Source organism: Leptotrichia sp. OH3620_COT-345, from assembly GCF_003932895.1.
Taxonomy (GTDB): Bacteria; Fusobacteriota; Fusobacteriia; order Fusobacteriales; family Leptotrichiaceae; genus Pseudoleptotrichia.
Genome location: NZ_RQYW01000018.1, coordinates 17,770 through 44,580, shown reverse-complemented (window position 1 = coordinate 44,580; position 26,811 = coordinate 17,770). Strand labels below are relative to the sequence as shown.

Sequence of the window (26,811 nt, the reverse complement as noted above, 5' to 3'; positions counted from 1 at the left end):
GTATTTGAGAAACTGAAAAAAGATTCGGAAGTAAGATGGCATAGAGATAAATACAAAAAAGTACTTAATAATTATGACACATATTATAAAAATATAGCGAAACTTATAAAAGAAAAAGAGCATAAGATAAATGAGCTTGAAGCAATGCTGTCAGTGATGAATTAGTTTTTATGAGGGCTCATTGCAGCCCTCATACTCAAGTTATCCGTGAACTCCGAAACTTGGTTGACTGTGACAATGTGGAGAAAGGATTTACTTGGATATTAATTTATAAATAAAAATATTAAATATGTCAAAAGAAATAAAAAATATTTAATATCAAATATAATCAAATTGTGAAGAAATTTAAAGAAATTGTATGTTGTAAAATATTTATTTAAAGGAGGAAAAAATGAAAAAAACAGTATTAGCCGGATTGGTTGTATTAAGTATATCTCTTATGGCGGATAGTGCAAAAGAAATACTGAAAAGAGCCAGAGAAGATTATTACAGACAGCAGAAAGAAACGGTCAAACCTGTACAAAGAAAAAAGATGAAAGTAGTTTCATCAGAAATAACTGAAGAAAATGCAATAATAGAAGGCGAAACCGTAAAAGAAATAAAACCTAAGACACCAATGGAAAAATTGGAGTATAATACAATAAAAGCTAAAGATAGAGTGGATTTTTATGAGAGAGTTGTAAGAAGTGTGGAAAGGGAAGAAAAAGAGCTTGGAGGATATAATGAAGTATTAGGAAAAAATAAAAAATCCAAAAAATCTGCAATGAAAAAAACACATAAAGAAACAGTTAAAAAAGGTCAAAAGAAAAAATAAATTTGAGTGAGAGATTTAAAGTATTAAAAAAATAAGTGAAAATAAATCAAGAAGCAGGAGATTTAATGAAGAAATAAGGAAAATATAAATAAATTTTAGGAGGAAAACAGATGAAAATAAAAAATATGATGGGAATATTGGGGTTGGTGTTTTTTTCCATCACTCAGCTAAGTTATTCCGATCCGGCAGTAGAAAGATTACTGAGAGAAGCAAGAAAAAAACAGACTCATGAGGTAAAGGAAATAAAACAGGAAGAAATGATGTCTGAAGAAATTCCTGTAAATGTAAATACACCTACAGGCATACAAAAAAGAGCAAATGAGTTGAAAAAACAGTCTCAAAGAGGAAAAGCAGAGGAACTTAAAATGAAAAAAGAAGCTCAAATGAAGAAAAAATCTGAAATAAAAGCAATGAAAGCAAAACAGAAAAATATGACGGAAAGTGAAAAAATGGATGTGGAAGTACAAAGAATCAAGAGAAGAGTAGAAGAAATAAATGCTAACATAGAAACATTCCACAAAACAAATGAAGCATTGGAAAAAATGGAAGAAAGATTGGAAGGAATTAAAGATAAAATAAAATAAGAAACAGTAAGACAGTATTAAAGTAAAAATTATAAATATAATATCAAAATATCAAAAAATGAAAGGAGAATACGGTAAAAAAATTAAAAGCCGTATTTATAGTGAAAAAAATGAAGAAAATTTTAGTAATATCTGCATTGGGAATATTGATGATATCATGTACAAATACAAAATTGATAAATTATAACACAGACAGACTTGATAATATAGAAGTGTATTTAAAAGAACATAAATTTGTAAAACCGTCCGACAATCTTGAAAAATTAAGAAATGAGGGGCAGATAGAATACAGTTCACAATATAAATCTCTTGAAAGAGAGGCAGAAGCATGGAAAGAAAATCAAGAAATGTCACAATAGTGAAGATACTGTCTTTATTAGTGATCTCTTTATCCATATTTGCTGAAAAAAAACCTTCAGCAAGACAGATAAGAGAAGAAACTTTAAGAATAAATGCATTGGAATTGGAAGAAATAGATATAAATGCAATAAAGGATTCTAAAGGAAATCTTCCCAGGGAGATGACGGTGGTTTTAAGCGATGAGACACTAAAATTCGGATTTAATAAAGATAAGGTTTCTCCAAGATATCACGGTGTTTTGAAAAATCTGATAGATTATGTTACAGTTAATGACTATGATGTAATAGTGGTGGGGCATACAGACTCCAAAGGAAAAGACATTTACAATATGAAGCTTGGATTGAGAAGGGCAGAAAATGCGAAGAAAAAATTACTCGAACTTGGACTGACTCCTGATAGAATAGTGGGAACTGAATCAAAAGGAGAGATGGAGCCGGTTGCATCAAATAACACTGAAGCAGGAAGAGCTTTAAATAGAAGGATAGAATTTAAACTGATAAAGAGAAATTAAAAATTATAAGGGGTTGAATAAAAGTGAATAACAATCTGAAAAATATAGAAAAAAGTTTAAGAGCTTTTGCCAAAAGGACAAAAGATGTAAGATATACAAAAGGTCTGCTTTTTAGTTTTCTTTTAATGGGTATGTTTTCATTTTCAAATATATTGACATCACCTGAAGTAAAAAATACGGAGAATGAGATAAAGTTGACAAGAAAAGAACTGAATACATCGATAAAGGATTTACATATAGCATTTAAACAGGCAAAAAGAGAAAATAACAGACTACTGAAAAATGCAAATCTTGAATTAATACAACTAATGGAGCAGGGAGAGCAGGTAATAAAATCTCCATGGAAATCGTGGCAATTTGGAGCAGGATATTATTATAACGAATGGAGAGGAACATATAAGGGAAAAGGAGATAAAAAAGAAAAGTATCCTTTTGAAGGGGTTTTAGAAAGAGATACTAATGAAATAAACAGATATGTTCCATTGGATAGTGAGAATTATAATTTATTAGGAACAGGTACAAACTTAAGATCCTCCTCTACAAATTATAGAAGAGGATTGACATCGGGATATGGATTGGCCAGTGTAAAACTGGTTACCGAACCTCCCATATCAATAAAAGTGAATGCAGGGATAACTCCAAGATTTGTAAGTAAAAATTCTCCTGTTACTGTACCAAGTGCTCCTGCAATAATATTGCCTGCATTTGAACCTAAACTTGTAGCTCCTCCTAAAGCACCCGATCTTCCTCCTAAGCCGGCAATAGAATTATTTGATCCCGTAAATATTACATTCAACGGAGCGGGATTTGGACAACCTGGGGGAGCAAGTTTACCAAGAACCAATATAATTGCTCAAAACTGGAGTACTTACAGTACTACAGCAGATTTAAATATACAGATAAATAATAATAACACTTCGTGGACAGGAGGAGAACTGAATGTAAGTTATAGCGGAGGAAATAGTGTTCTTTCACCGGGAGCTTCAGGTGTAGCTTTAAATGCTTTTATAAATCATGTTGATGATAGGGATGTAGATGTGCAGGGAGTGTACAACGTAGTTTCAAGTAAAAGTAATTTTCCGCTATTCATAAGTTTAAATCCATATGAATATGGAGCAGTATCAGCCCCTGATAAAACATTTACATTAAGCGGAACTTTAAATATGAGTACAACAGGCGGAGGAACAATTGTAGGAATTGAACATCAACTTCTGGCGGGACATGGAGGAGGAACTTCGGCCGTTCCCAATGTAAATAACGGTATTACTACTTCAATATTAAGAAATACAGGTAGCATAAATATGAACAGTGGAGAAAATATGATTGGAATAATGATAGATACAGAGTATTTTCAAAATGATATAAATTCATATTTTAAAAAGAAACCTGAAACTATAAATGATGGAAGTATTTCAATAGGAAGAAATGCAAGTCTCAGTATCGGAGTAGATTACGGTTATTTTCATTATCATTCAAACAGTGCGGATGTTAATTTAAAAGGTCCGAATACAAATGTGAAACTGGGGAATATAACAATAGACGGTACTAAAAGTTACGGTTATAGACAGAAAGATTATACTACAACATCAGCTTTTGGACATGGAAATTCTCCTGCATATTATGATGCAATGGGAACAGTTTCAGGAGAAAACGGAGTTATTACTCTGAATGGAAGTCAAAATGTCGGATTAGCAATAGCTCAAGGAAGATCTACAGGAGATCCTATTTCAAATCTGGAAAAAATTCAAGTTCTTGTTAATGGGGAAAGTAATATAGGGTTTTTAAGAAGTTCCGATACAGCTACTGTAAATACGGACGCTATTACTCTGGACAGTGTAAAAATAGGAGATACATTTAACTTCGGAGGTGATGCTTCAAAGGGAGTTTTAATAAGAAGTGATAAAAATGAAATAATAGTAGATAAAGATTTTACTTTAACAAGTGCAAAGAAAAACAATACTTTCATGCAAGCGGGAAAAACAGGAACGGTAACTTTTAATACAGGAAAAACAATGACATCCACAATGGATGAATTTTACGGACTTACTGCAGGAAATTTTTTGTCAGTGGGAGCAACTTCAGGAGCAACGGCAGAAAATAAAGGAACATTGATAATTAATGGAAATAAAAGCATCGGAATAGCTATAGATAAAAATAATACCGGAAAAAGCTCAGGAACAATAAACTACAAAGGGAGTCAGGGTGCAGCAATATATAATTTGGGAACTTTTACATTAGAAGGAGCTTTATCTTTAGACGGAAAAAGTAATACGGGAATATATAATAATGAAGGAACTTTGAGTATTAATGGAGGTGCAGATACAACAATAAATGCCAAAAACGGCTCTACGGGAATATACAGTAACGGAGGAACCGTTAAAATAGATCCTGTTCTTGGAGCCGGGAAGGCAATGAAGATAACAATTGATGATACTGCAAGTACTGATAAAGGAACAGGCGTATATATCGAAGGAGGAGCTACGGCTAATCTTAACGGAGCTGAAATAGAAGTCAAAAAAGGGGCTTCAGGTGTTGTTTCTACAGGACAGAACGGTTTAGGAACAGGAAGTATTCTTAATCTTGAAAATGCCAAATTAAAATATGACGGTAGCGGTTATGCTGTATTTACAAGTGGAGGAGGTTCAGTTAATATAAAAGGAGCTGAAATAGAACTTAGAGGTGACGGAGTAGGATTTGAACAGGGAACAGCAGGTTCACTTGTTACTGACAGTAATACAAAAGCCCATATTTATTCAAATGATGTAACAGTATTTAATCTAAGAGATGTAACAGGAGGATTAAGTGCAACAAATCTGTTTAACAACGTAAAAGGTAAAGTCGCAAATATGCAGATAATAGATACTTACGGATTTACAGATTACAGGTTAGCTGCAATAAATGGTTTAGATGATTACAGAATAGATAAAAATATTGATAAAAGCATAGCTGCAGATCCGACACAGAATCGTACTGATGACTATGTATTTACAAAGTATCTGGCAGTACAAAAAGCAAAAGTAAACCTTATTAGTGGAAATAAAGTAACGGCTCATCTGAATGGAACACAGTTAAATTCTATAGGCATATTTACTCCTGTAGGTATTGATATGAACTCAAGTGCCACTGCGACAAATAAAAATCAAACAGGAATAACTTTACAAAATAATACTGAAGTAAGTGTAGACAGAACGGATGCAGGATCAGGAGCAGTAGGATTATTTATAAACTATGGGCAAGTAGATATAAATAACGGTGCAGTTGTAAATGTTGAAAGATCAGGAATTAATGCTGCAAATGACGGAGCAGTCGGAGTTTATGCCGTAAATGATTCTGATGTTGTAAATGGAGGAACAATTAATGTAGGAGGAAAAAATTCTATAGGAATTTTGGGATTATCCTACAGAAGTGATACTTTAGGACTTAAAATAAATGAATTTAACCAGACAACGGGAACAGACGGAAATATAAATGCAACAAATAATAATCTCATAAATCTTGATGGTGAAAGTGCCGTAGGAATTTATGTAGAAAATAATGACAGTAGAGGAAATATTCATAATATAGCAGCACAAAATACAGGAACAATAACAATGTCAGGACAGAAAGCTGTAGGAATGGCAGGTAAAAAGTTTACCTCTTTAACAAATAGTGGAATAATCAAATTAGAAGCAGATTTATCAGCAGGAATGTTTGGTTCTGAAATGGGGACACTTATAAATACAGGAAAAATAGATATAGGAGATTCTTCAAATGAAAGTGTATTAAGAATAGGAATGTTTACAAAAGATCAAAATGTAAAAATTGTAAATAACGGAATAATAGAAGCAGGAAAAAATTCATACGGAATATACGGAAAAGACGTAGAAACAGGAGGGGCTTCAGTATTCAATGTTGGAGAAAACGGAGTAGGAATATTCAGTGTAGCAGAGCAGAATTTACCGGTAGCAACTGACAATATTAAAATAAATGCAGGAACTACATTTAATATAGGAGATAACAATGCTGTAGGAGTATTTACGGAAAATTCTTCTAACGGAATTCAGATAACCGATAACGGAAGTAAAATGAATATAGGTAATAATTCTTATGGATATGTATTTAAAGGACGAAATACGAAATTTACAAATGTAATAGGTTCAAATGTATCTTTAAAAGAAAAATCGGTATACCTTTATTCAAATGACAGCACGGCAAGTATTATAAATAATGCTAAATTGGTATCTACTGCTGGAGAAACATATGGACTATACTCAGCCGGAACAGTAGTGAATAATGCAGATATGGATTTTGTAACAGGTATAGGGAATGTCGGGATGTACAGCATAAATGGAGGAACGGCTACAAATAATGCTACAATAAGTGTAGGTAGTTCAAATCCCGGAACAAGTAAATTCGGGATAGGAATGGCAGCAGGGTACAAAAATCTCGATTATGCAAAAGTTGTAAACGGTCCTACAGGAGTTATAAATGTAAACGGCATATCAAGTATAGGAATGTATGCAACCGGAAGTACAGGTTCTAATAAATCAATAGCTGAAAATCATGGAAAGATATATCTGTCAGCGGAAGGAACTATAGGAATGTATCTTGATGAAGGTGCTGAAGGACATAACTATGGAGAAATAAGAACAACAGGGACAGTTAATGGAGCAGTTGGAATAGTGTTAAGCAATAATTCCAAGTTTGTAAATCATGCCGGTGCTAAAGTTCATATAGATTCTCCGGGGGGATTCGGAATTTACAGAGTAAATTCTCCTTTAAGTAATGTTACAATAGTAAACTACGGTGACATAACAGTAGGAAGTGGAGCGAAAGAAGATGGAGAATATGATCCGACGGGAGGAAAACCTCTTGATAAAAGTGCAGGAGGAGTAAGAATATTTGCTCCGGCGGGTTCAACTACTGCTGAAATTACTTTAAACGGAATACTTGTACCTAATATTGATTCAGTAAATAAAACATATGGAACAATTGAAAAACCGCTTATCAGTAAAATTGGAATGTATGTAGATACACTGAGAGGAACCAATCCTATAAACGGATTATCTGCACTGGGGGTAGAAAAAGCTGAATTACTTATAGGGCCTGAAGCTGCAGAAAAAGTGAACGGTAAATATATAGAAGTAGGAGAAAATATACTGAATCCTTATCGTGCAGTTATGAAAGGAAGAAGAGGGATAGAGTGGTCCATTAATTCCGCTTCGTTAACATGGATGGCATTACCTATAATTGATGGAAACGGAACACCTCAGAAAATATATATGGCAAAAATTCCTTACACTGAATATGCAGGAAATCAAGCAACACCTGTGGAAAAAACAGACACTTATAATTTCCTTGACGGACTTGAAAAAAGATATGGAATTGAAGGGATAGATACAAGAGAAAAAGCGGTATTCAATAAATTGAATAAAATAGGAAATAATGAAGAAGTTCTTTTTTATCAAGCAATAGATCAGATGATGGGACATCAATATGCAAATATACAACAGAGATTAAATTCAACAAGCGTATTACTGAATAAAGAGTTTGATAATATAAGAAAAATGCAGGAAAACACTTCAAAAAAATCTAACAGAATAACTACATTCGGAGTAAAAGGAAAATATAATACAGATACTGCAGGAGTTATAAATTACACTAATAATGCTTATGGTGTGGCTTATGTTAGTGAAAATGAAACAATTAAGTTAGGAAATAGTACAGGTTGGTATGCAGGTGTGATAAATAACAGATTCAAATTTAAAGATATCGGAAAATCTAAAGAAAGTACAACAATGCTGAAACTCGGAGTATTTAGCTCAAAAGCATTTGATAATAACGGAAGCCTTAACTGGACAGTATCAGGAGAGGGATTTGCTGGAAGAAGTGAAATGGAAAGAAGATACTTGATAGTAGATGAAATCTTTAAAGCAAAATCAACTTATAATACATATGGACTTGCATTGAAAAATGAAATAAGCAAGGAATTTAGAACAGGAGAAAAATTCAGCATAAAACCATATGGAAATTTGAAACTGGAGTACGGGAAATTTGGAGCTGTAAAGGAAAAAAATGGAGAAATAAGATTGGAAGTAAAAGGAAATGATTATTTTTCTATAAAACCTGAAGTGGGAACAGAATTTAAGTATAGACAGATAATAGGAGAAAGAGCCACATTTACAGCAGCATTGGGTCTCGGGTATGAAAATGAACTTGGACAGGTTGCAAATGTAAAAAATAAAGCTAAAGTGGCATATACTGATGCAGGATATTTCAATATCAGATCTGAAAAGGATAATAGAAAAGGAAACTTTAAAGCAGATTTGAATGTAGGAATAGATAATCAGAAATTCGGAATAACATTCAATGCAGGTTATGATACAAAAGGAAAGAATGTAAGAGGAGGAATAGGCTTCAGAGCTATATACTAATATTTCAATAATTGTATTGAACATATAACACATTTAAATAATTTCGTGAAATAATAAATTGTCGGAGAGATTTTCTTTATAATTCAGAATCTCTCTGACAGAAACTTTTTAAAGCCGATAAAAATTGTAAAAGTATTGCAATTTATTTTTCGGTAAATTGTAATACTCTTATAATTTTATAGTTATATAATTATATGAATTATAAGATAAGGCTGTTAAAAATTCCTTAACAGCAAATTTAACTCTTTTTCATTCTTATTAAGTTATGTAAGGTGTATTTCGGAGTTTGCTCTGAAATATACCTTATTAAAAACATTTGAAATTTAAATTTTTAAAAATTATAATTAATATAGAATTATGAAAAACAGATAAAGCCCTTTAAAAGTGGAAAACTGAAAAGGGAAATGAGAGGAAGAAGAAAATGTTGACTTACGATGAAGTTGCTCAGGAAATAGTAAAGGAATTAAAAGATATTATAGGAAGAAATCTAAATTATATTAATGTGAAAGGTGAAATAATAGCAAGTACGAATCCTGAAAGGGTAGGTTCATTTCACGAAGGAGCATATCTTGCAGTAAAAACTAAAGAAAGAATAGTTGTTAATGTTGACGGAGAATATATAGGAGCAAAAAAGGGAATTAATTTTCCTGTAGTTTTCAGAAATGAAGTAGTAGGAGTTATAGGAATTTCAGGAGAGTATGAAGAAATAAAAAAATACGGCAATATTATAAAAAAAATGACTGAAATTCTTATAAAAGAAGCATATATAAATGAAAAATTGATTAATGAGGATGAATATCAGAAAATAATTGTAAATGATTTGATAGAAAACAGAGCTATAAAAAGTTCAGTGACAATGACTTCAAAAGAGTATTTTTTAATAAAAAAGTCTGAAAACGTAGTAGTTATTATAATTGAGTATAAAGATGAAAAAATAAAATTTCTGGAATTGAAAAGAAAGGTTTTTAAAGTTATAAAAAACAATATAAATGAAGGAGAAATATTTGTAAATACCGAGTTTCTATTTATAGGAATTCTTATAAACAGAAATTTCAGGGAGGTAAATGAATTTTTAAAAGAAGTCGAAAATTCAAGTCAAGTAAAACTTGTTTTTGGAGTAGGAAGTTTCAAGAAAGATTTTGAAAAATTGCATGAATCATATAATGAAGCTTTGAAAGCTTTATCATGGGCAAAAACGGTAAAAATAAATAGGAAATTTTATAATTGTATGAGTTATGGAAAACTTTTATATGATATTTCAGTGGAGAAAAAAATGGAATTTTTAAATGGGATATTTAAAAATGTGACAGATGAAGAAATAGAAGAATTTAAAAAAATATTTTATGCTTATGAAAAATATAACGGAAGCATAAAAAAGATATCAAAAGTTTTATTTTTACATGAAAATACACTTCAATATCAAATAAAGAAATTTAATGAGAAAACAAGACTGGATTTAAGGAATTATGCTGATTTTTCATTGTTAAAATTAGCATTGTTGTTATATTAATTTTTTTATATATTTTTTAGGTTATAAAATTTAAATGTTGAAGATAAAAAGCAGAATTACATAAATAGTAAATAATATAGTAGCAGGCTTTCAAAGAAAAGACGGTATACAACTTATTTTAAAAGTAGTATACTGTTTTTTATTTAATTTAATTTTAAAGAAATCATTAAAGAATAAAATTTTTATAATAATATATTTTAAAAAATGATATAATTAAAATAATAAAGGATAAGGAGAAAAAAATGAAAAAATATATAAAAACATTAAATGGAAAAAAGATTTATAATTTAGGAATAGGAACATGGAATATGGGAGATTCCGTGAAAGAAAGAAAAGAGGAAATAGACAGTATAAAGTACGCTATTGATAACGGGATTACATTAATAGACACTGCGGAAATGTATGGAAACGGAAATAGTGAACGGCTTATTGGAGAAGCTATAAAAGGATATAAAAGAGAAAATCTATTTATAGTTTCAAAAGTTTTACCTGAAAATGCGGGAAAGATCAATATTTTTAATTCATGTGAAAATTCATTAAAAAAATTAGGTACAGATTATTTGGACTTATATCTTCTACATTGGAGAGGAACAGTGCCGTTGTCTGAAACTGTGGAATGTATGGAAAAATTGAAAAAAATCCAAAAAATAAGAGAATGGGGAGTGTCTAATTTGGATATTGATGATATAAAAAAATTGATGAGTATCCCTGATGGAAAAAAATGTGCCGTCAATCAGGTTTTATATCATCTTGGTTCAAGAGGAATAGAATATTCATTAAAACCGTATACTGATTTAAAAAATATAATAACAATGGCATACTGCCCTCTTGCGCAGGCAGGAAGACTAAAAAAAAAATTGCTAACTTCTCATAGTGTACTTAAAGTAAGTAATAAGTACGATATATCTCCGATTCAAGTTTTGCTTTGTTATATGTTAAACAAGGAAAATACTCTTTCCATACCTAAAGCTTCAAAAATCGAACATATGAAGGAATTAGTAAACTGTCTGAAAATAAATCTGGAACAAGAAGATATAAAATTGTTGGAAGATGAATTTCCGTCACCTAACAAAAAAATGCCGTTGGATATGGAATAATTTATTTAAAAATAATATTATAAGGAGAAAAATATGATTATAGGACATATAATGGAAAAAGTTATTCCGTATATAACAGGTACACTTGAAATGACAGGAGTTATGATTATAGCTATAGCGACGATAAAGGCTGTGTACTATCTTATAAAATCAAAGTTTGATATTAATAATTCTATTATAAGGATAGAATTTGCAAAAGCACTGACATTTAGTCTAGAATTTAAACTGGGATCGGAAATACTGAAAACGGTGATAATAAGAACATGGAATGAAGTTATGATACTTTCAGCAATAGTTATTTTAAGAGTTATTATGACAGTGATTATACATTGGGAAATAAAAAACGAAGAAAAACTTAGCAGTAAAGAATAGAAATGATTTTATTAAAAGATTGAGCAGTAAGATAAAAGAATTTGAAAATTTTAAAAATAAATATAAAGATATGAAAAATTGAATTTTGAAATAAGTTCTGTAATATCAGATATAAAAATGACATAGTAATAAAAAAGGAAAAAGAATTTCCGGAACAAACTGAAGAATCGGTTTTAAAAGGACTTATTGTCATTTTTATACACTCGATAATGATTATAAAATTTTTAAACTCCTAAACAATATTTATTATGCTTGAAAAACAGTAAATTTATTATACTCAGATAGATATTTTCTAAACAATGTAATTTCATATTTTTCCGGAAAAATTTTAAATATCAGGAGGATTGGGAATAATATGAAATAATTTTAGTTGAAAAAATAAATTAATAGTATAAATAACCGTAAAATGATATAATAACATTATTAAAAAAAGATACTTTGAAATTAATAGGAGAAGAAAATGGATAAAGTTGTATTAATAATGGCAGGAGGAAGCGGAACCAGATTTTGGCCTTTATCGACAAATGAAAGACCGAAACAGTTTCTTGATCTTGTATCTGAAAAGACAATGATAAGGGAAACGGTAGATAGAGTTGCAAAATTAATTCCTATGGAAAAAATATTTATTTCTACAAATATTGCTTATTTGGATATTATAAAAAAAGAACTGCCTGAAATACCTGAAAAAAATATAATTTTTGAGCCAATGGCAAGAGATACGGCGGCATGTATAGGATATGCTGCATTAATAATACAAAAAATGTATAAAAACAGTGTGATGTCAGTATTACCGTCAGATCACCTCATCAAAAGTGAAAATGAATTTCTTGAAAGCTTGAAGTTTGCTTTTGAAAAGGCTGAAAGTGATATTATAGTCACTCTTGGAATAAAGCCGTCTTATCCTGAAACGGGGTACGGATATATTGAATATATGAAAAACACAAATAAATCTGACAGGAAATTTAAAATTTATAAAGTAAAAAGTTTTAGGGAAAAACCTAACAGAGAAACTGCTGAAAAATATATAGAAAAAGGAAACTATCTGTGGAATAGCGGAATGTTTATTTGGAAAACGGAATTTATACTGAATGAAATTAAAAAATATATGGAAACTCATAGAAATGTTATTAATAAAATAAAGAAAAAAATAGATGAAATTAATATAGATGAAGTTTATGGAGAAAAACTCAGTAAATATATATATAATGAATTTTTCGAATTTGAAAAAATATCTATAGATTTTGGAGTTATGGAACACACAAAATTGGTATCTGTAATTCCGGTGGATATTGGATGGAATGATGTAGGAAGCTTTAAATCTCTGGAAGATGTATTTTCGAAAGATGAAAATGGAAATATTGTTAAATCTGAAAAATATGAAGATATAGAATCTGAAGGAAATATAATAATAAATAAGGAAAAACATAAAATTGTAGCGACAATAGGTCTTGAGGATATTGTCATAGTTAATACGGAAGATGCACTACTTGTATGTAGTAAAGAAAAAAGTCAGGAAATAAAGAAAATACTTGGAAAAATTGAAAAATATAAAAAATAATTTTTGAAGCAGGAGGAAAAAAGTGGATATTTTAAAAGAAGCTCGAAATGTTTTTGATATTGAAATTTCTGAATTGGAAAAGGTTAAAAATAAAATAAATGGTGAACTTGAAAAGCTTGCAGTTATGATAAATAGTATAAGAAATAATAAAGTTGTAATTACGGGAATAGGAAAATCAGGAATTATAGGGAAAAAAATAGCTGCTACAATGGCCTCAACGGGAACAACCGCTATTTTTGTAAATGCAGCCGAAGCATTACATGGAGATTTGGGAATGATAAATAACGGAGATGTGGTCATTGCCATTTCAAATAGCGGTAATTCGGATGAAATATTGAGTATAATGACACCGATAAAAAAAATAGGAGCAGAAATAGTAGCTTTTACGGGGAATAGAAACTCAGCTTTAGCAAGACATGCTAAGCTTGTTATAGATATCGGGGTTGAAAAAGAAGCAAATGAACTGGGAACCGCACCTATGAGCTCAACTACAGCTACTCTTGTAATGGGTGATGCTTTATCAGTAGTACTTATGAAAATGAAAAACTTTACGGAAAATGATTTTGCAAAGTATCATCCGGGAGGAAGTCTGGGAAAACGACTTCTTTTGACTGTATCTGATCTGATGCATACAGGAAATGAACTTCCTATTTTATCTGAAGATACTGAAATAGAAAATGTACTGCTTGTATTGACAGAAAAAAAAATGGGAGCAGTCTGTATCTCGGAAACGGGGAAAGAAAATGGGAAATTAAAGGGAATAATAACTGAGGGAGATATAAGACGGGCTTTGGTTCATAAAGAAAAGTTTTTTTCATATAAAGCAAAGGATATAATGATAAATACACCTATTGCAATTGATAAAGATGCAATGGCAATGGATGCTTTAAATCTTATGGAAAATAGAAAAAGTCAGATAAATGTCCTACCCGTAGTGGAAAATGGAAATGTAGTCGGGATAATAAGGATTCATGATTTGATAGGACTGAGATAAGGCGAATTTTGCTAAACAAAATTTTATAAAATTTTCACAATTATATAATTTAAATAGTATATATTTATAGAAAATATAATTTTCCTGTTTGAAAAAGTATTGTGAAATTCAGAAAAAATTATGAAAGAAAGGGAAGTATGGACAGCAAGAATTTATTAAAAGGAACAATGGTTTATTCTCTTATGAATATTGTGACAAAAATGGGCTCGCTCATATTTCTTCCCATTATAACAAGGTTACTCACACCTGAAGAATTCGGAATAGCGGGAACACTCGATTCTGTTACAACAATGGCTACTATAATTCTGGGACTTGGGATTTATAACGCACAAATGAAAAAATATGTAGACCTTAAAGAAAATGAAAATGAAATGGGAAGTTATATGTTCTCGTCATTTCTGGTTATAATGCTTTTTAATGGAGCATTATTTATATTTATGCTTACGCCTGCTGCTAAAAAGCTATTTTCATATATTGTCAATCTTGATAAAATAACATACAGTCCTTTAATTACAACTGCCATATTAATAGCTTCGATAAATGCTATAAATACTTTAGGAATTACACTTTTTAGAATGAAGAGAATGTATATGAAAGTAGCGCTTGGGAGTACATTAAGCCTGTTTTCCAATTATATACTTGCTATATATTTTATAAAATATTTAAAAATGGGTATTTTTGGAAATCAAGTTGCAAATCTCGGGTCTTCTTTGCTTATATTGGTATATTATTTCAGAGGATATTTCAGGAAATTTAAACTGAAATTAAAAGCTGAACATATGAAATATTCTTTAAAAAATGGGATTCCTCTTATTTTTATAGAGTTGACGGACCAAATTGTAAATTTAAGTGACAGGCTTGTATTAGTAAATTATGTTTCTCTTGCAGCTGTTGGAGGATATACTCTTGCAGCTTCAGGAGGGCGTGCATTTTCTGTGATTAAAGGTTCTTTTGTAGATAGTTGGACACCTGAATTTTATGAAGCTATGAAAAAAGATAAAAATAATCCTAAAATTACAGGAAGTGTAGAAAATTTTATAGCTATTATTTCATTTGTATGTGTACTGGCACAGCTTTTTGCTCCTGAAGGGATAAGCCTTATATTTCCAAAAAGTTATTTGAAAGCTATAAATTATATGCCTCTTATACTTGCAGGAATTGTAATACAGGCATTGTATTGTCTTGATTATTTTTTTCATTTTTATGAGGACAGTATATATATTTTTTATTTTACATTATTTGCCATGATTTTTAATTTGGCAGGAAATCTTATATTTATTCCGAAATTTCCTGAAACAGGTCCGATAATTGCAGCATGGACTACATTACTGGCATTTTTGTTCAGAGCAATGATGGAAATGGCGGTTATAAGGAAAAAATATAAAATATCCTTTAATTACAGGAAATTTCTTATGTATCTTCTTATAATAGTAAATCCTGTAATATTTTACCTTTCAAGTGATGAAATTACTTGGACAAAATTTGTTATGAAAATAGTATATCTGGTGATTGTGGCAAAATTAATAATAAACAAAGAAGTGTATGTTAAAATAATCAATATTATCTTAAAAATAAAAGGGAAAATTGTTAAATAAAAAGAGAAAGAGTGGAAAATGAAAATAAAATTTACTGTATTTACTCCGGCATATAATAGAAAAGAATTATTGAGGAAATTGTATATGTCTCTTCAGAATCAGACATATAAAAATTTTGAATGGTTGATAGTGGATGACGGTTCTACAGACGGAACTGATGAAATTGTGAAAAAGTTTATGCAGGAAAATAAGTTGGATATAAAATATTATTATGAAAAAAATGGTGGAAAACAGAGAGCATATAACTTTGCTTTGGATAAAGCTATAGGAGAATTGTTTATATGCCTTGATTCCGATGATAAATATATAAATAATGGTCTTGAAATTATATTGGAGTACTGGAAAGAATATGAGAAAAATGATGAAATTGCAGGGATGGGTTATTTGTCAATATATCCTGACGGAAAAATCATCGGGACAGAATTTCCCTATAATAAAATGATTGAAACACAGTTTGATATTTATAATAAATATAGTGTAAAAGGTGATAAAGGATTAATGTTCAGGACAGAAATAATAAAAAAATATAAATTTCCTGTTTTTGAAGGAGAAAAATTTATTACCGAAGCATCAGTTTATAACAGAATAGCCGAAAAATATAAAATGATTTATATAAATGAAAAAATAGAAATAAAGCAATATCATGAAGACGGACTTACTGCAAAATATAACAATTTACTGCTTGGAAATCCTAAAGGGCAGGCACTTTATCATAATGAGAGAAACAAACATAAAATGTCTTTAAAAGATAGAATTTTAAATAATGCCGTTTATTATAAATTTGCTAAAATAGCGAGTTATCCCTTTGAGAAAATTTACAGAGAATGTTATTCAAAGTTATCATTATTATTGGGATTACCTATAGGGATATATATGTGGAGAAAGGTACGGAACAGAAAATAAGTAAGCAACGGAAAATTCAGAAAAGGAGATATGACTATATAGTCGTAAGAGAAAAATGAAAAAAGATAAATTATTATTTTTAATTTTACATATTTTTGTTATATTTTTAATCTTTTTTATAAAGTCGGTCATAGTTTTTCCGAATGATGCTTTTGAAATGAAGTTTTTGGAATATATGCTGATGGGGGTCTATATTTACATGTTTTTCACTGCAAAGATTTATCTGGATTGGCTTAATTCGTATATGATTTTTCTTTATACACTGTTTCTGTTTAATTTTACGAGAATATTTCTTGATATAGTCGGATATAGGGAATTCGGATGGGCTACGAAGTTTGCAAATTTTTATTTTTTTTATGATGTTAGAAATGAAATAATAAATATATTTTTGTTGGTACTCCTGTTTACTCATCTCGGCTTTTTCATAGGAATAACAGGTGAAAAGGAAAATACTGTGAAATCGCGTGTAACATTGGAAAGTAGAAAAATATATACTGATTTTGGAATGTTTCTGTTTATAATGGCACTACCTGCATTGGTTTATAAAATGTTTATTCAGTTGAAAGTAATATTACAGGCAGGTTATGAAGCTTATTATACAGGAATACTTAAAGGCGTAGAATATCCTTTTTTTACTAAAGGTTCGGGAACCGTAATGACAATAGGATTTCTTATATTTCTTATATCTATCCCTCCCAAAAAGAAATTTATGACGGTTTCTTCTTTATATTTGATGGTAAAATTACTGGATTCATTTAAAGGAGCAAGGGCAATATTTCTTACACAGTTACTTTTCATTATGTGGTATTATGCAAAAGTATACGGAATAAAAATAAAAATGAAAACAATGACAAAACTTGTAGGATTTACGGTCATATTTTCTCAGCTGCTCGTATCTGTAAGAAGCAAAAAAATATTTTCCCTTGATTTGATAAATTCTGTGTATAATTTTCTTTTTTCTCAAGGAGTAAGCTATCTTGTACTGGGGTATACGATAAACTTTAAATCGAGAATAGTCGGCTACGGTCCATATCCTTACATATTTCAAGGAATATTCGGATTTAAGCCTCAGTCGCCTGAAACTCTGGTCACTACAAATTCCCTAGCAGACAGGTTGACATATATGTTAAATCCTTCAGCATATTTAAAAGGTGAGGGAATAGGTTCAAATTATATAGCCGAAATGTATGATATGGGATATTTATGGATTATAATTATTTCGATATTGTTGGGAATAACGATAATGAAATATGAAAAATATGTCGTGAAAAAGAGATTTCTCCTTCTTGTAAGCTATTATTTTATACCGAATTTGTTTTATATTCCGAGGGGTTCGTTTTTCGGAGAAGCTCTTATAAAAAATATGATTATGTTAATAAGTGTTTATACACTGATATGCAGTTTTGACTATATGTATCGAAAAATAGAGGGAAAATATAATGATAGAAAAAAAGATTTATTATGTATGGATAGGGAATGCCCCGAAGCCTGATATATTTTATAAATGTCTGAAATCATGGCAGAAAAATCTTCCTGATTTTGAAATAATTGAAATAAATGAAAAGAATTTCGATATGGATTTTCATTTGAAAAAAAACAGTTTTTTCAGAGAATGCAGTGAAAGAAAATTGTGGGCATATATGTCCGACTATATAAGAGTTCATTATATGTATGAGCACTCGGGAGTATATGTAGATACCGACATGGAAATAATACAGGATATAACTTCGCTAATAGAAAATGAAAAAATGAAATTTTTTATAGGGTATGAAGATGAAAAACATATAAGTGTGGGAATATTCGGTACTGAAAAACATAGTGAAATTTTAAAAGATATGATAGAATTTTATGAAAAAGATATATGGGAAAAACCTTTATGGACAATTCCCAAAATATTTACTTATATATTTGAGAAAAAGTATAATTTAACTGAAAAAAGAGAAAATTTGTTGAAGGAAGGAGAAATAACAATATATCCTAAAAAATATTTTTATCCTTACGGTTTTAAGGAAAAATTCTCAAAAGAATGTATAACTTCGAATACATACGGGATACATTGGTGGAATGAAAGCTGGACAAGTCTGAAAGCAAGACTGTTTTTAGAAACTAAACATCTTAAAGGAATTTCAAAAATAATAAAAAAAATTAGAATAACGGCAAGATATTTTATAAAAGAAAGAAGGACTAAATTTTAAAAAACAGTTTTAAGAGGTAAAAAATGGATATGAGAAAAAGCTTAAAAAGGATATTGTTATTTATAGTTATAACATTGACGATAAGTGCAAAAGAGTTTAGAATAATGACTTACAATATTTATGGTGGAAGGCTTGCAAACGGTACTAAAATAGGGCAAAGTATAAAAAGATACAAGCCTGATTTTATAGCATTGCAGGAAGTGGATAAATTTACGAAAAGGAGTAATATAAAGGATATAACTAAAGATATTGCTGATGAACTGGGATATAATTATTATTATTTCCAGAAATCAAGAGATTTTGATTCAGGAGAATTTGGAATTTCATTTGTTTCAAAATATCCTATAGAAACAATACAGACTTACGAATTACCTTCTATAGGTATTGAAAAAAGACAAGTAATTGCAGCAAAAATAGAAAAAACAGTTTTTGGAAAATCTGTATTAATAATAAACACTCATCTTGATTATAAACAGGAAGCCAAAAATGAGGAATTGAATTCACTTTTAATTATGTCCGAAATTGTGGAAGGAGACATAAAGTTTTTAAGCGGTGATTTGAATATACTTCCGACAACGGAATATTACAAGCAGATTACTCAAAACTGGAAAGATATGTATCTGGATGGAGATAAGGCAGGAATAAGGAACAATGATGATCCGAGGATTGATTATATTTTAGGTGATTTGTCAGGCAATTGGAAAATAAAGGAAAGCTTTTTTATAAATGATGATACTCAGGAATGGACAAAATTAAGTGATCATTTGCCTTATATGAGTATAGTGGATATAAAATAACAGTTTTTTCTGTGATAGTTTATTGCTGATTTTACGTTTCACTATTGACTGCAAAATTTTCTTAGGCCACAAAAATATTTGTTATATTTGAAAAATGTTAAATTTACTTTGTTTAGAAGGCCTTTTTCTTTTATATTTGCTTTAAAAATTTTGAATATCAGGGGAAAAAATTTAAAATGACGAAAATAACTTTAAGATAAGAATATAATTAAACTGTAACCATGATATAAACATAAAATTAAAATAAAAGTTGAATTTTAATATTCGAGTTATTTCAATAAAAAATTTATTTTCAGTTTTCTTTAATTTTTATAATGTATACTTAGAATACAATAAAATATTGGAGGTAATTTCAATGAAAAAAATTTTAATAATAATGTTTATTATTTTGGGAATATTAGGATTTTCTAAAAGTGTTCATAAAACAGGAAAAAAAAATGATGTTACAGAATTAGTATTTATACTCGACAGAAGCGGTTCCATGTCCGGACTTGAAACAGATACTATAGGTGGGTATAACTCAATGGTTGATAAGCAGAAAAAAGAAACGAATGGACAGATATTTGTTACAACTGTATTGTTTGACGATAAATATGAGCTTCTTCATAACAGGATAGCTATTTCAGAAATGAAACATATAACAGATAAAGATTATTATGTAAGAGGCGGCACAGCTCTTCTTGATGCTATAGGAAAAACAATTTCTCAAGTAAAATCCAATCAGAATAAACTCCGTAATAAAGAAAAAGCTAAAAAAATATTATTTATTATAGTTACTGACGGAATGGAAAATGCAAGTAAGGAATATTCAGCTGAAGTTGTAAAAAAATTAATTGAAACTCAGAAAAGTAAAGATAAATGGGAATTTTTATTTTTAGGAGCAAATATAGATGCAATCGGAACCGCCGGAAATTTTGGTATTGAGCCTTCAAGGGCAGTAAATTATAAATCTGACAGTCACGGTACAAAAAAGAATTATGAAGTTTTAAATGAAGCAATTATGGAAATACGTTCAGGTAAAGAATTGAAAGATACTTGGAAAAAAGAAATAGAAGATGATTATAATAAGAGAAAATAAAAATTATTTTTTCTATGAGGATTCATTGCCGCTCTCACACACCTGTTATCGGCTTAAAATTTTTTAACTTTCAAAAATATTTATTATGTTTGGAAAATTAGAAACTTCTTCTATTCAGACAGCAGTTTTTCTATTTATTATAGTTTTATATTTTTTCGGAAAGTTTTGAATATCAAGGAATTTTAAAAGATTAAAATATATATTTAAAATAATCTATAAAATGAAAATCTTATAAACAAAGTATAAGGTTTTCTTTTTTTTAGTAGAGAAGAGTTTTATTTTTTATGTTTTGGATTCTATAAAAATTTTGATGTTAGAAAAGATGTGAATTGGTATAGAGAAATAAAAACTGTTTTTATTTGTGAAGGATTATTGTCATCTTTATATTTTCTCTACCAAAAAATTTTTAATTCTCACTGTAGAATATTCATTATGCTTGAAAAATTAGGAACTTCTTCTATTTAGACAGCAGTTTTTCCATTTATTATGGTTTTATATTTTTTCGGAAAGTTTTGAATACTGGAAGAAAATATGGAATAAAAATCCAACATTCAAATCATATGGAAAATAACAACATTTTATGTTATAATGTCAAATAAAACTTAATTTGGAAAATTGAAATTTATATAATGCCGAAATATAACATAAATAGCTGAAAAAGAAAAAGTATGAATAAATTAGAAGGAGTGGTTTTAAGTGAAAGTTTCATTGATAATGCCTACAATAAATGTTACTGAAGAACTGGATTTATTTTTGAAAAGTTTGGAAAATCAGACATATAAAAATTTTGAACTCATAATAATTGATCAGAATCAAGGTTCGGAAGCTTTCGAAATTATAAAAAAATACGAGAATTTCTTTGAAATAAAATATATGAAAAGTGAACAGAAAGGACTGAGCTTAAATAGAAATAAAGGATTAATCATGATGGAGGGGGACATTGTGGGATTTCCTGATGATGACTGTGAATATAAAGAAGAGACTCTTGAAAAAGTTGTTTCATTTTTTAAAGGAAATGCAGATAAAAGGATTTATTCATGCAGAACGCTTGAAAGAGATAAGGATTATGGAACAGGGATAATGTTTGAAAATGATATGGAGCTTACAGTAAATAATATAGAACATACAGTAAAATCTATTACTTTTTTTGTAAATTATACATTAGAGGATATTATCCTATTTGATGAAAATTTAGGAACAGGGGCGTATTTCGGGAGTGGAGAGGAGACTGATTATGTACTTACTTTACTTCATAAAGGATTTAAAGGGAATTATTTTGCTCAAGATATAATTTATCATCCTGCTAAAAAAGGAAATTATGGTGATTTGGAAAAAGCATATAAGTATGCTCTCGGATATGGGGCATTAGTAAAAAAAGAAGTAAAGTGCAGAAAAAATTTCCTATATATTTTTAAATTATGGAAAAGACTGTTCAGAAATGTAGGGGGAATGCTGATTACTAAAAACAGAAGATATCACAGAATAGTATTTAAGGGAAGAATAAGGGGATATAGCCGGTATAAATGTCAAGGTTAGATATTGATATAATATTTTTGAATATAATAGATGCAAAAGATAGTTTATATTTAATGTAACATAATATTTTTACATGTATGGAAAGGAGAAAATAGCGATAGTTTCAGCTATGTGAAAAATGGATAAAATAAAATGTCTTATAAATATGATGATAGCTTTTCTGGTTTATCCTTTTACAAAAAATAAATTTAAAAACAGGAAGATATGGCTTGTAGGTGGAAATGCGGGAGAGTTGTATGCAGATAACGGAAGAGCAATGTATGAATATTTGAGAAGCAAAAATGAAATAGAAACATTTTGGATAGCAAATATAAAGTCTCCGGTATTTAATTTCATACCCGGAAAAAAACTTGTTAAAGGGAGTGTAAAAGCATATCTGTATTTTATGAATGCGGAAGTCGTACTTTTTTCCCATTCGATTTCAGCAGATATAGTGCCTTACCTGTTTGTTATTCCCATAATAAACAGATTTCATTATAAACCTTTGAAGGTGTTTCTTAATCATGGAACAGTAGGCTTTAAAGTAAGAATGGCAATGAACAGGAAAACTGAAAAAATAGCTGAAGAACTTGTTCGTTCTTATGATATTAACATATGCGATTCGGAATATGAAAAAATTATAAAGAGAGACAGTTGGTGGAATATTGATGAAGAAAAAATATTTGTTACAGGTTATCCGAGATATGATAAGCTTTATAATACGGAAATTGAAAAAAAAGAAATACTGTTTATGCCTACATGGCGGAACTGGATTAAAGCTGAAAAGGATAAAATAGAAGACACGAAATATTTTAAAAACATAATAGGACTTATTACAGATGAAAAACTAAATGATTTTCTTGAAAAAAAGGAAATAACCCTTAATCTATATATTCATCAGCTGATGCATAATTATTTAGGGAATTTCGGGAGTATAAAATTAAGGGAAAATGTAAATCTTCTTCCTAAAGAGGCTGAAATTACAAAGGAATTAATGAAATCTGAAATTTTGATTACTGACTATTCAAGTGTGGCTTATGATTTTTATTATTTGAATAAACCTGTGGTATTTTTTCAGTTTGATAAAAAAGAATATACTGAAAAAGTGGGCTCTTATGTGGATTTGGATAAAGATTTATTCGGATTGGGAGTTTATACTATAGAGAAGTGTGTTCAAAAAATAATAGAAATTTCTGAAAATGATTTTAGATATGATAAAGAAACATTGAAAAAATCTGAAGAGCTGAAAGAAAAATTTTTAAAATATACGGATAAGGAAAATTGTAAAAGAGTATTTGAATTAATTTTATCAAAAATCGGAGAAAAAAATGATCAGAGATAAAGTGTCAATAATTACACCTATGTACAATGCAGAAAAATTTATAAAACAGACTGTGGAATCAGTAATATCCCAAACATATGAAAACTGGGAAATGCTTATAATAAATGATAATTCAAGTGACGGCAGTTATGAAGCCGTAAAAGTATATTCAGAAAAAGATAAAAGGATAAAAATAATAAATTCTGAAATTAATGTAGGTGTAGTAAAAGGAAGAAATACACTTATTGATATTGCTGACGGTCAATACATAGCTTTTCTTGATGCGGATGATTACTGGACATCAGATAAACTTCAAAAACAGATTGTATTTATGAAAGAAAAAAATATAGGAATAAGTTGTACAGGATATACAAGAATAAGTGAGAGTGGAAAACATATAAATGAAATAAAGATAAAAAAAGAAATAAGTTATAATGATTTGCTCAAAAATAATTATTTAGGTTGTCTGACAGTGATGGTGGATACTGAAAAATTAGGAAAAAGATATTTTAAGGAAAGAGATAAAAATGAAGATTATGTTCTTTGGCTTGAAATTGTAAAAGAGACAGGGAAAATACATGGTCTTGAAGAAAATCTGGGGTTTTACAGAGTATTGGATAATTCAAGATCAAGTAATAAAATAGAAGCTGCCAAAGTGCGATGGAAAATATATAGAGAAGTGGAAAAACTTTCACTTTTGAAGTCTTGTTATTATTTTATAAATTATGCAGTTACTGCACTTAAGAAAACTAAATAAACTTTTAGTAAAACCGTTAAAAGGAGTATATCAATGGAACATAAAATCAATAATTATGAAAAATTTTATAATTTGGATATTTTAAAAAGTATTGCAGTGGTCGGAGTAATTTTAATTCATATTGTTGCAGGAGAGCTGTTTATGTATGGAAAAGGAGTATCGATGAAGGATTGGATGCTGTCAAATGTTATAAATTCGGTCAGCAGAGTATGTGTTCCTGTATTTGTGATGGTCAGCGGTTATTTACTTTTAAGAAAAGATGAGCCTGTGGGGATATTTTTTAAAAAGAGATTTGTAAAAATAATACCGAAATTTCTAATATATAGTATGATTTATTATGTATTTAAAGTTTCTTTCCTGAACAGGCCCTATTCCGGAAATGAAAATTTTTTAATGCTCCTTTTTAAAGGAGGAATCTTCTATCATTTATGGTATATTTACATGATTTTAGGAATTTATATCATGACTCCTTTTTTCAGAAAGGTAGTAAGTAATATTCATAAAAGCTATATAAAATATTTTGTATGTGTATGGGCATTTTTTATGATCGTTATTCCGTTTTTGGAATTTGTTTTTAAAACTAAATTTATGGTTTATAGTCCTGTGGGACAATATGTCGGATATTTTTTTATCGGTTATTTGATAGGAGAAAAACCTTTAAAACTGAATAAAATATTTTTATTTTTGGGATATTTGTTTTTTTTAAGTTTAAGCATATGGCTTTCGTATTTTTTTACAGTAAAAAATGGAGCATTTATAGATTTTTTCTATAATTATCATTCAATAGGAGTATTTTTTCAGTCTGTATTTCTTTATGGATTAATAATGAAATTTTCTCATAACGATGATAATGATAAAGGTAAAAAATCTGAAATTATATATGGCATAAGGAGATTTGTATCTACATTATCACTTATAACATTGGATGTATATTTAATACATCCGATGATTATATCCTATTTTCAGGAAAAAACAAATATAAGAAACAGATTGGACTATCCTTTTTATATAATAATTGTATTTTTTGTAACTGCAGCTATTTCATATATAATCGGATTTATGATATTAAAGCTTTCAAAATTAAGATTTAGCCTGGCAGAACGTAAACTTTGAGTAAACTGATAATAAAATAATTAAAGAAGGAAGATAAAAATGGCAGTGAGTGGAGTAAGGAGAAATTTTTCATATTTATTCGGTTTTTTAACCGTGGCAGTGTATTTCATAGGACTGTTTTTAATAAACAGAGGTCTTGGTTTTAGAAATGCAATAATAATTGTTACGGCACTGATAGCTTATTATATTGCTAATGTATACAATGTTACTGCAAGTAGATACAGACTTCGTGATATGGCAACAGTAATTGTAATAAATTTTATGCTTATGTTCATAACGACATTTGCCAAAATATTCAGCTTAAATGAAGGAATTATACTTTTTGGAACGATTTCCATATTTCAGATTGTATTTAGATATGTAGTAATAATGGGAATAGTGGAAAAACAGAAAATTGTATTTATAGGTGAAAATGACTATACTGACGACTTGAAAAAAAGTATAGAAAATGACGGACAATACAAACTTATAGGATTTTTAAAAGGAAATACGGAAGATCTTGAAAAAGCTATTTTAAAAATATGTGAAGTCAAAAAACCTAATATAATAGTGGATTTTACTGAAAATCTTCTTGTAGATCCTAAACTTGTTGACAGACTTCTCCAATATAAATTAGGAGGTTTGCAGTATTATAATTATCTCGAATTTTATGAAACATATGAAAATAAACTGCCAATTTCTCATTTAAGTCCGAAATGGTTTTTGGAAAATGCAGGATTTGAAATATATCATAATAATTTTAACTTAAAAGCAAAAAGACTTCTTGATTTATTTTTTGCTTTACTTATAGGAATATGTGTTGCTCCGATAATGTTAACAGCTGCAATAATAGTAAAGCTAGAATCAAGAGGTCCAATATTCTTTATTCAAGAAAGAATAGGAGAAGGGAATAAAAAATTTAATATAGTGAAATTCCGTTCAATGACTACAGATGCTGAAAAAGACGGACCTAAATGGGCCACTAAAAATGACAACAGAGTTACAAGGTTCGGGAAAATAATGAGAAAAACAAGGATAGATGAACTGCCCCAGTTATGGAATGTTCTTAGAGGAGAAATGAGTTTTGTAGGTCCGAGACCCGAAAGAGAATTTTTTATACAGCAGCTGGAAAAGGAAATTCCTTATTATAATTTAAGACATACTGTAAAACCCGGACTTACAGGATGGGCACAAGTACTCTATCCTTATGGAGCAAGCGTGGAAGATGCATATAGAAAGCTTCAGTATGATTTATATTATATAAAACACCATGACATATTATTTGATATGAAAGTGTTGTTGAAAACTATTACAATAGTGATTTTTGGAAAAGGAAGGTAAAAAG

22 protein-coding genes are annotated in these 26,811 nt (G+C 29.3%); all 22 read left to right on the top strand.

The genetic code is table 11. The features are described 5' to 3' along the window. Positions 1–12 precede the first annotated feature (12 nt). The gene (locus EII29_RS09645; protein ID WP_233573307.1) at positions 13–165 is read left to right on the top strand and encodes an adhesion protein FadA; all 153 of its coding nucleotides are present in this window, start codon (positions 13–15) and stop codon (positions 163–165) included. Positions 166–391: 226 nt separating this feature from the next. Continuing rightward, positions 392–814 carry a hypothetical protein gene (locus tag EII29_RS09640; RefSeq protein WP_125237321.1) on the top strand — a complete coding sequence of 141 codons (423 nt, stop codon included), beginning with the start codon at positions 392–394 and terminating at the stop codon, positions 812–814. Positions 815–924: 110 nt separating this feature from the next. Further along, positions 925–1,398 (top strand): hypothetical protein, encoded by a 474-nt coding sequence (locus EII29_RS09635; RefSeq protein WP_125237320.1) that lies wholly within the window; start codon positions 925–927, stop codon positions 1,396–1,398. A gap of 110 nt (positions 1,399–1,508) precedes the next feature. Then, a complete protein-coding gene (locus EII29_RS09630) occupies positions 1,509–1,757 on the top strand; it encodes a hypothetical protein (protein ID WP_125237319.1) in 249 nt (82 codons plus the stop codon). After that, positions 1,727–2,269 carry an OmpA family protein gene (locus EII29_RS09625; RefSeq protein ID WP_125237318.1) on the top strand — a complete coding sequence of 181 codons (543 nt, stop codon included), beginning with the start codon at positions 1,727–1,729 and terminating at the stop codon, positions 2,267–2,269. Before EII29_RS09630 ends, EII29_RS09625 begins: the two co-directional genes overlap by 31 nt. A 23-nt stretch (positions 2,270–2,292) precedes the next feature. Further along, positions 2,293–8,682 (top strand): autotransporter-associated N-terminal domain-containing protein, encoded by a 6,390-nt coding sequence (locus EII29_RS09620; protein ID WP_125237317.1) that lies wholly within the window; start codon positions 2,293–2,295, stop codon positions 8,680–8,682. Positions 8,683–9,103: 421 nt separating this feature from the next. Further along, the gene (locus EII29_RS09615) at positions 9,104–10,192 is read left to right on the top strand and encodes a sugar diacid recognition domain-containing protein (RefSeq protein ID WP_125237316.1); all 1,089 of its coding nucleotides are present in this window, start codon (positions 9,104–9,106) and stop codon (positions 10,190–10,192) included. Between the two features lie 242 nt (positions 10,193–10,434). Further along, on the top strand, positions 10,435–11,289 hold the full coding sequence (locus tag EII29_RS09610; protein WP_125237315.1) for an aldo/keto reductase: 855 nt from the start codon (positions 10,435–10,437) through the stop codon (positions 11,287–11,289). Between the two features lie 33 nt (positions 11,290–11,322). Beyond that, a complete protein-coding gene (locus EII29_RS09605) occupies positions 11,323–11,661 on the top strand; it encodes a DUF1622 domain-containing protein (RefSeq protein ID WP_125237314.1) in 339 nt (112 codons plus the stop codon). Positions 11,662–12,121: 460 nt separating this feature from the next. Next, positions 12,122–13,219 carry a mannose-1-phosphate guanylyltransferase gene (locus tag EII29_RS09600; RefSeq protein ID WP_125237313.1) on the top strand — a complete coding sequence of 366 codons (1,098 nt, stop codon included), beginning with the start codon at positions 12,122–12,124 and terminating at the stop codon, positions 13,217–13,219. Positions 13,220–13,241: 22 nt separating this feature from the next. Continuing rightward, positions 13,242–14,213 (top strand): SIS domain-containing protein, encoded by a 972-nt coding sequence (locus EII29_RS09595; RefSeq protein WP_125237312.1) that lies wholly within the window; start codon positions 13,242–13,244, stop codon positions 14,211–14,213. A 101-nt stretch (positions 14,214–14,314) separates the two neighbouring features. After that, positions 14,315–15,808 carry a lipopolysaccharide biosynthesis protein gene (locus tag EII29_RS09590; protein WP_368665483.1) on the top strand — a complete coding sequence of 498 codons (1,494 nt, stop codon included), beginning with the start codon at positions 14,315–14,317 and terminating at the stop codon, positions 15,806–15,808. Between the two features lie 18 nt (positions 15,809–15,826). Further along, positions 15,827–16,711 carry a glycosyltransferase family 2 protein gene (locus tag EII29_RS09585; protein WP_233573306.1) on the top strand — a complete coding sequence of 295 codons (885 nt, stop codon included), beginning with the start codon at positions 15,827–15,829 and terminating at the stop codon, positions 16,709–16,711. Positions 16,712–16,766: 55 nt separating this feature from the next. Further along, entirely contained in the window at positions 16,767–18,203 is a 1,437-nt protein-coding gene (gene wzy / locus EII29_RS09580; RefSeq protein WP_125237310.1) for an O-antigen polysaccharide polymerase Wzy, read from the top strand. Then, entirely contained in the window at positions 18,151–18,906 is a 756-nt protein-coding gene (locus EII29_RS09575; RefSeq protein WP_125237309.1) for a glycosyltransferase, read from the top strand. Before wzy ends, EII29_RS09575 begins: the two co-directional genes overlap by 53 nt. Before the next feature lie 23 nt (positions 18,907–18,929). Further along, a complete protein-coding gene (locus tag EII29_RS09570) occupies positions 18,930–19,703 on the top strand; it encodes an endonuclease/exonuclease/phosphatase family protein (RefSeq protein WP_233573305.1) in 774 nt (257 codons plus the stop codon). 355 nt (positions 19,704–20,058) lie between these two features. Then, positions 20,059–20,781, top strand: coding sequence for a vWA domain-containing protein (locus EII29_RS09565; RefSeq protein WP_125237308.1), 723 nt, complete (start codon positions 20,059–20,061; stop codon positions 20,779–20,781). 696 nt (positions 20,782–21,477) lie between these two features. Then, positions 21,478–22,317, top strand: coding sequence for a glycosyltransferase family 2 protein (locus tag EII29_RS09560; RefSeq protein ID WP_125237307.1), 840 nt, complete (start codon positions 21,478–21,480; stop codon positions 22,315–22,317). Between the two features lie 118 nt (positions 22,318–22,435). After that, the gene (locus tag EII29_RS09555; RefSeq protein ID WP_125237306.1) at positions 22,436–23,638 is read left to right on the top strand and encodes a CDP-glycerol glycerophosphotransferase family protein; all 1,203 of its coding nucleotides are present in this window, start codon (positions 22,436–22,438) and stop codon (positions 23,636–23,638) included. After that, positions 23,625–24,374: a glycosyltransferase family 2 protein gene (locus tag EII29_RS09550; RefSeq protein ID WP_125237305.1), complete on the top strand. Its 750-nt coding sequence runs from the start codon at positions 23,625–23,627 to the stop codon at positions 24,372–24,374. The genes EII29_RS09555 and EII29_RS09550 overlap by 14 nt, the downstream gene beginning before the upstream one ends. A gap of 33 nt (positions 24,375–24,407) precedes the next feature. Beyond that, positions 24,408–25,487 (top strand): acyltransferase, encoded by a 1,080-nt coding sequence (locus EII29_RS09545; RefSeq protein WP_125237304.1) that lies wholly within the window; start codon positions 24,408–24,410, stop codon positions 25,485–25,487. Between the two features lie 39 nt (positions 25,488–25,526). After that, positions 25,527–26,807 (top strand): exopolysaccharide biosynthesis polyprenyl glycosylphosphotransferase, encoded by a 1,281-nt coding sequence (locus EII29_RS09540; protein WP_125237303.1) that lies wholly within the window; start codon positions 25,527–25,529, stop codon positions 26,805–26,807. The last annotated feature ends 4 nt before the right edge of the window (positions 26,808–26,811 follow it).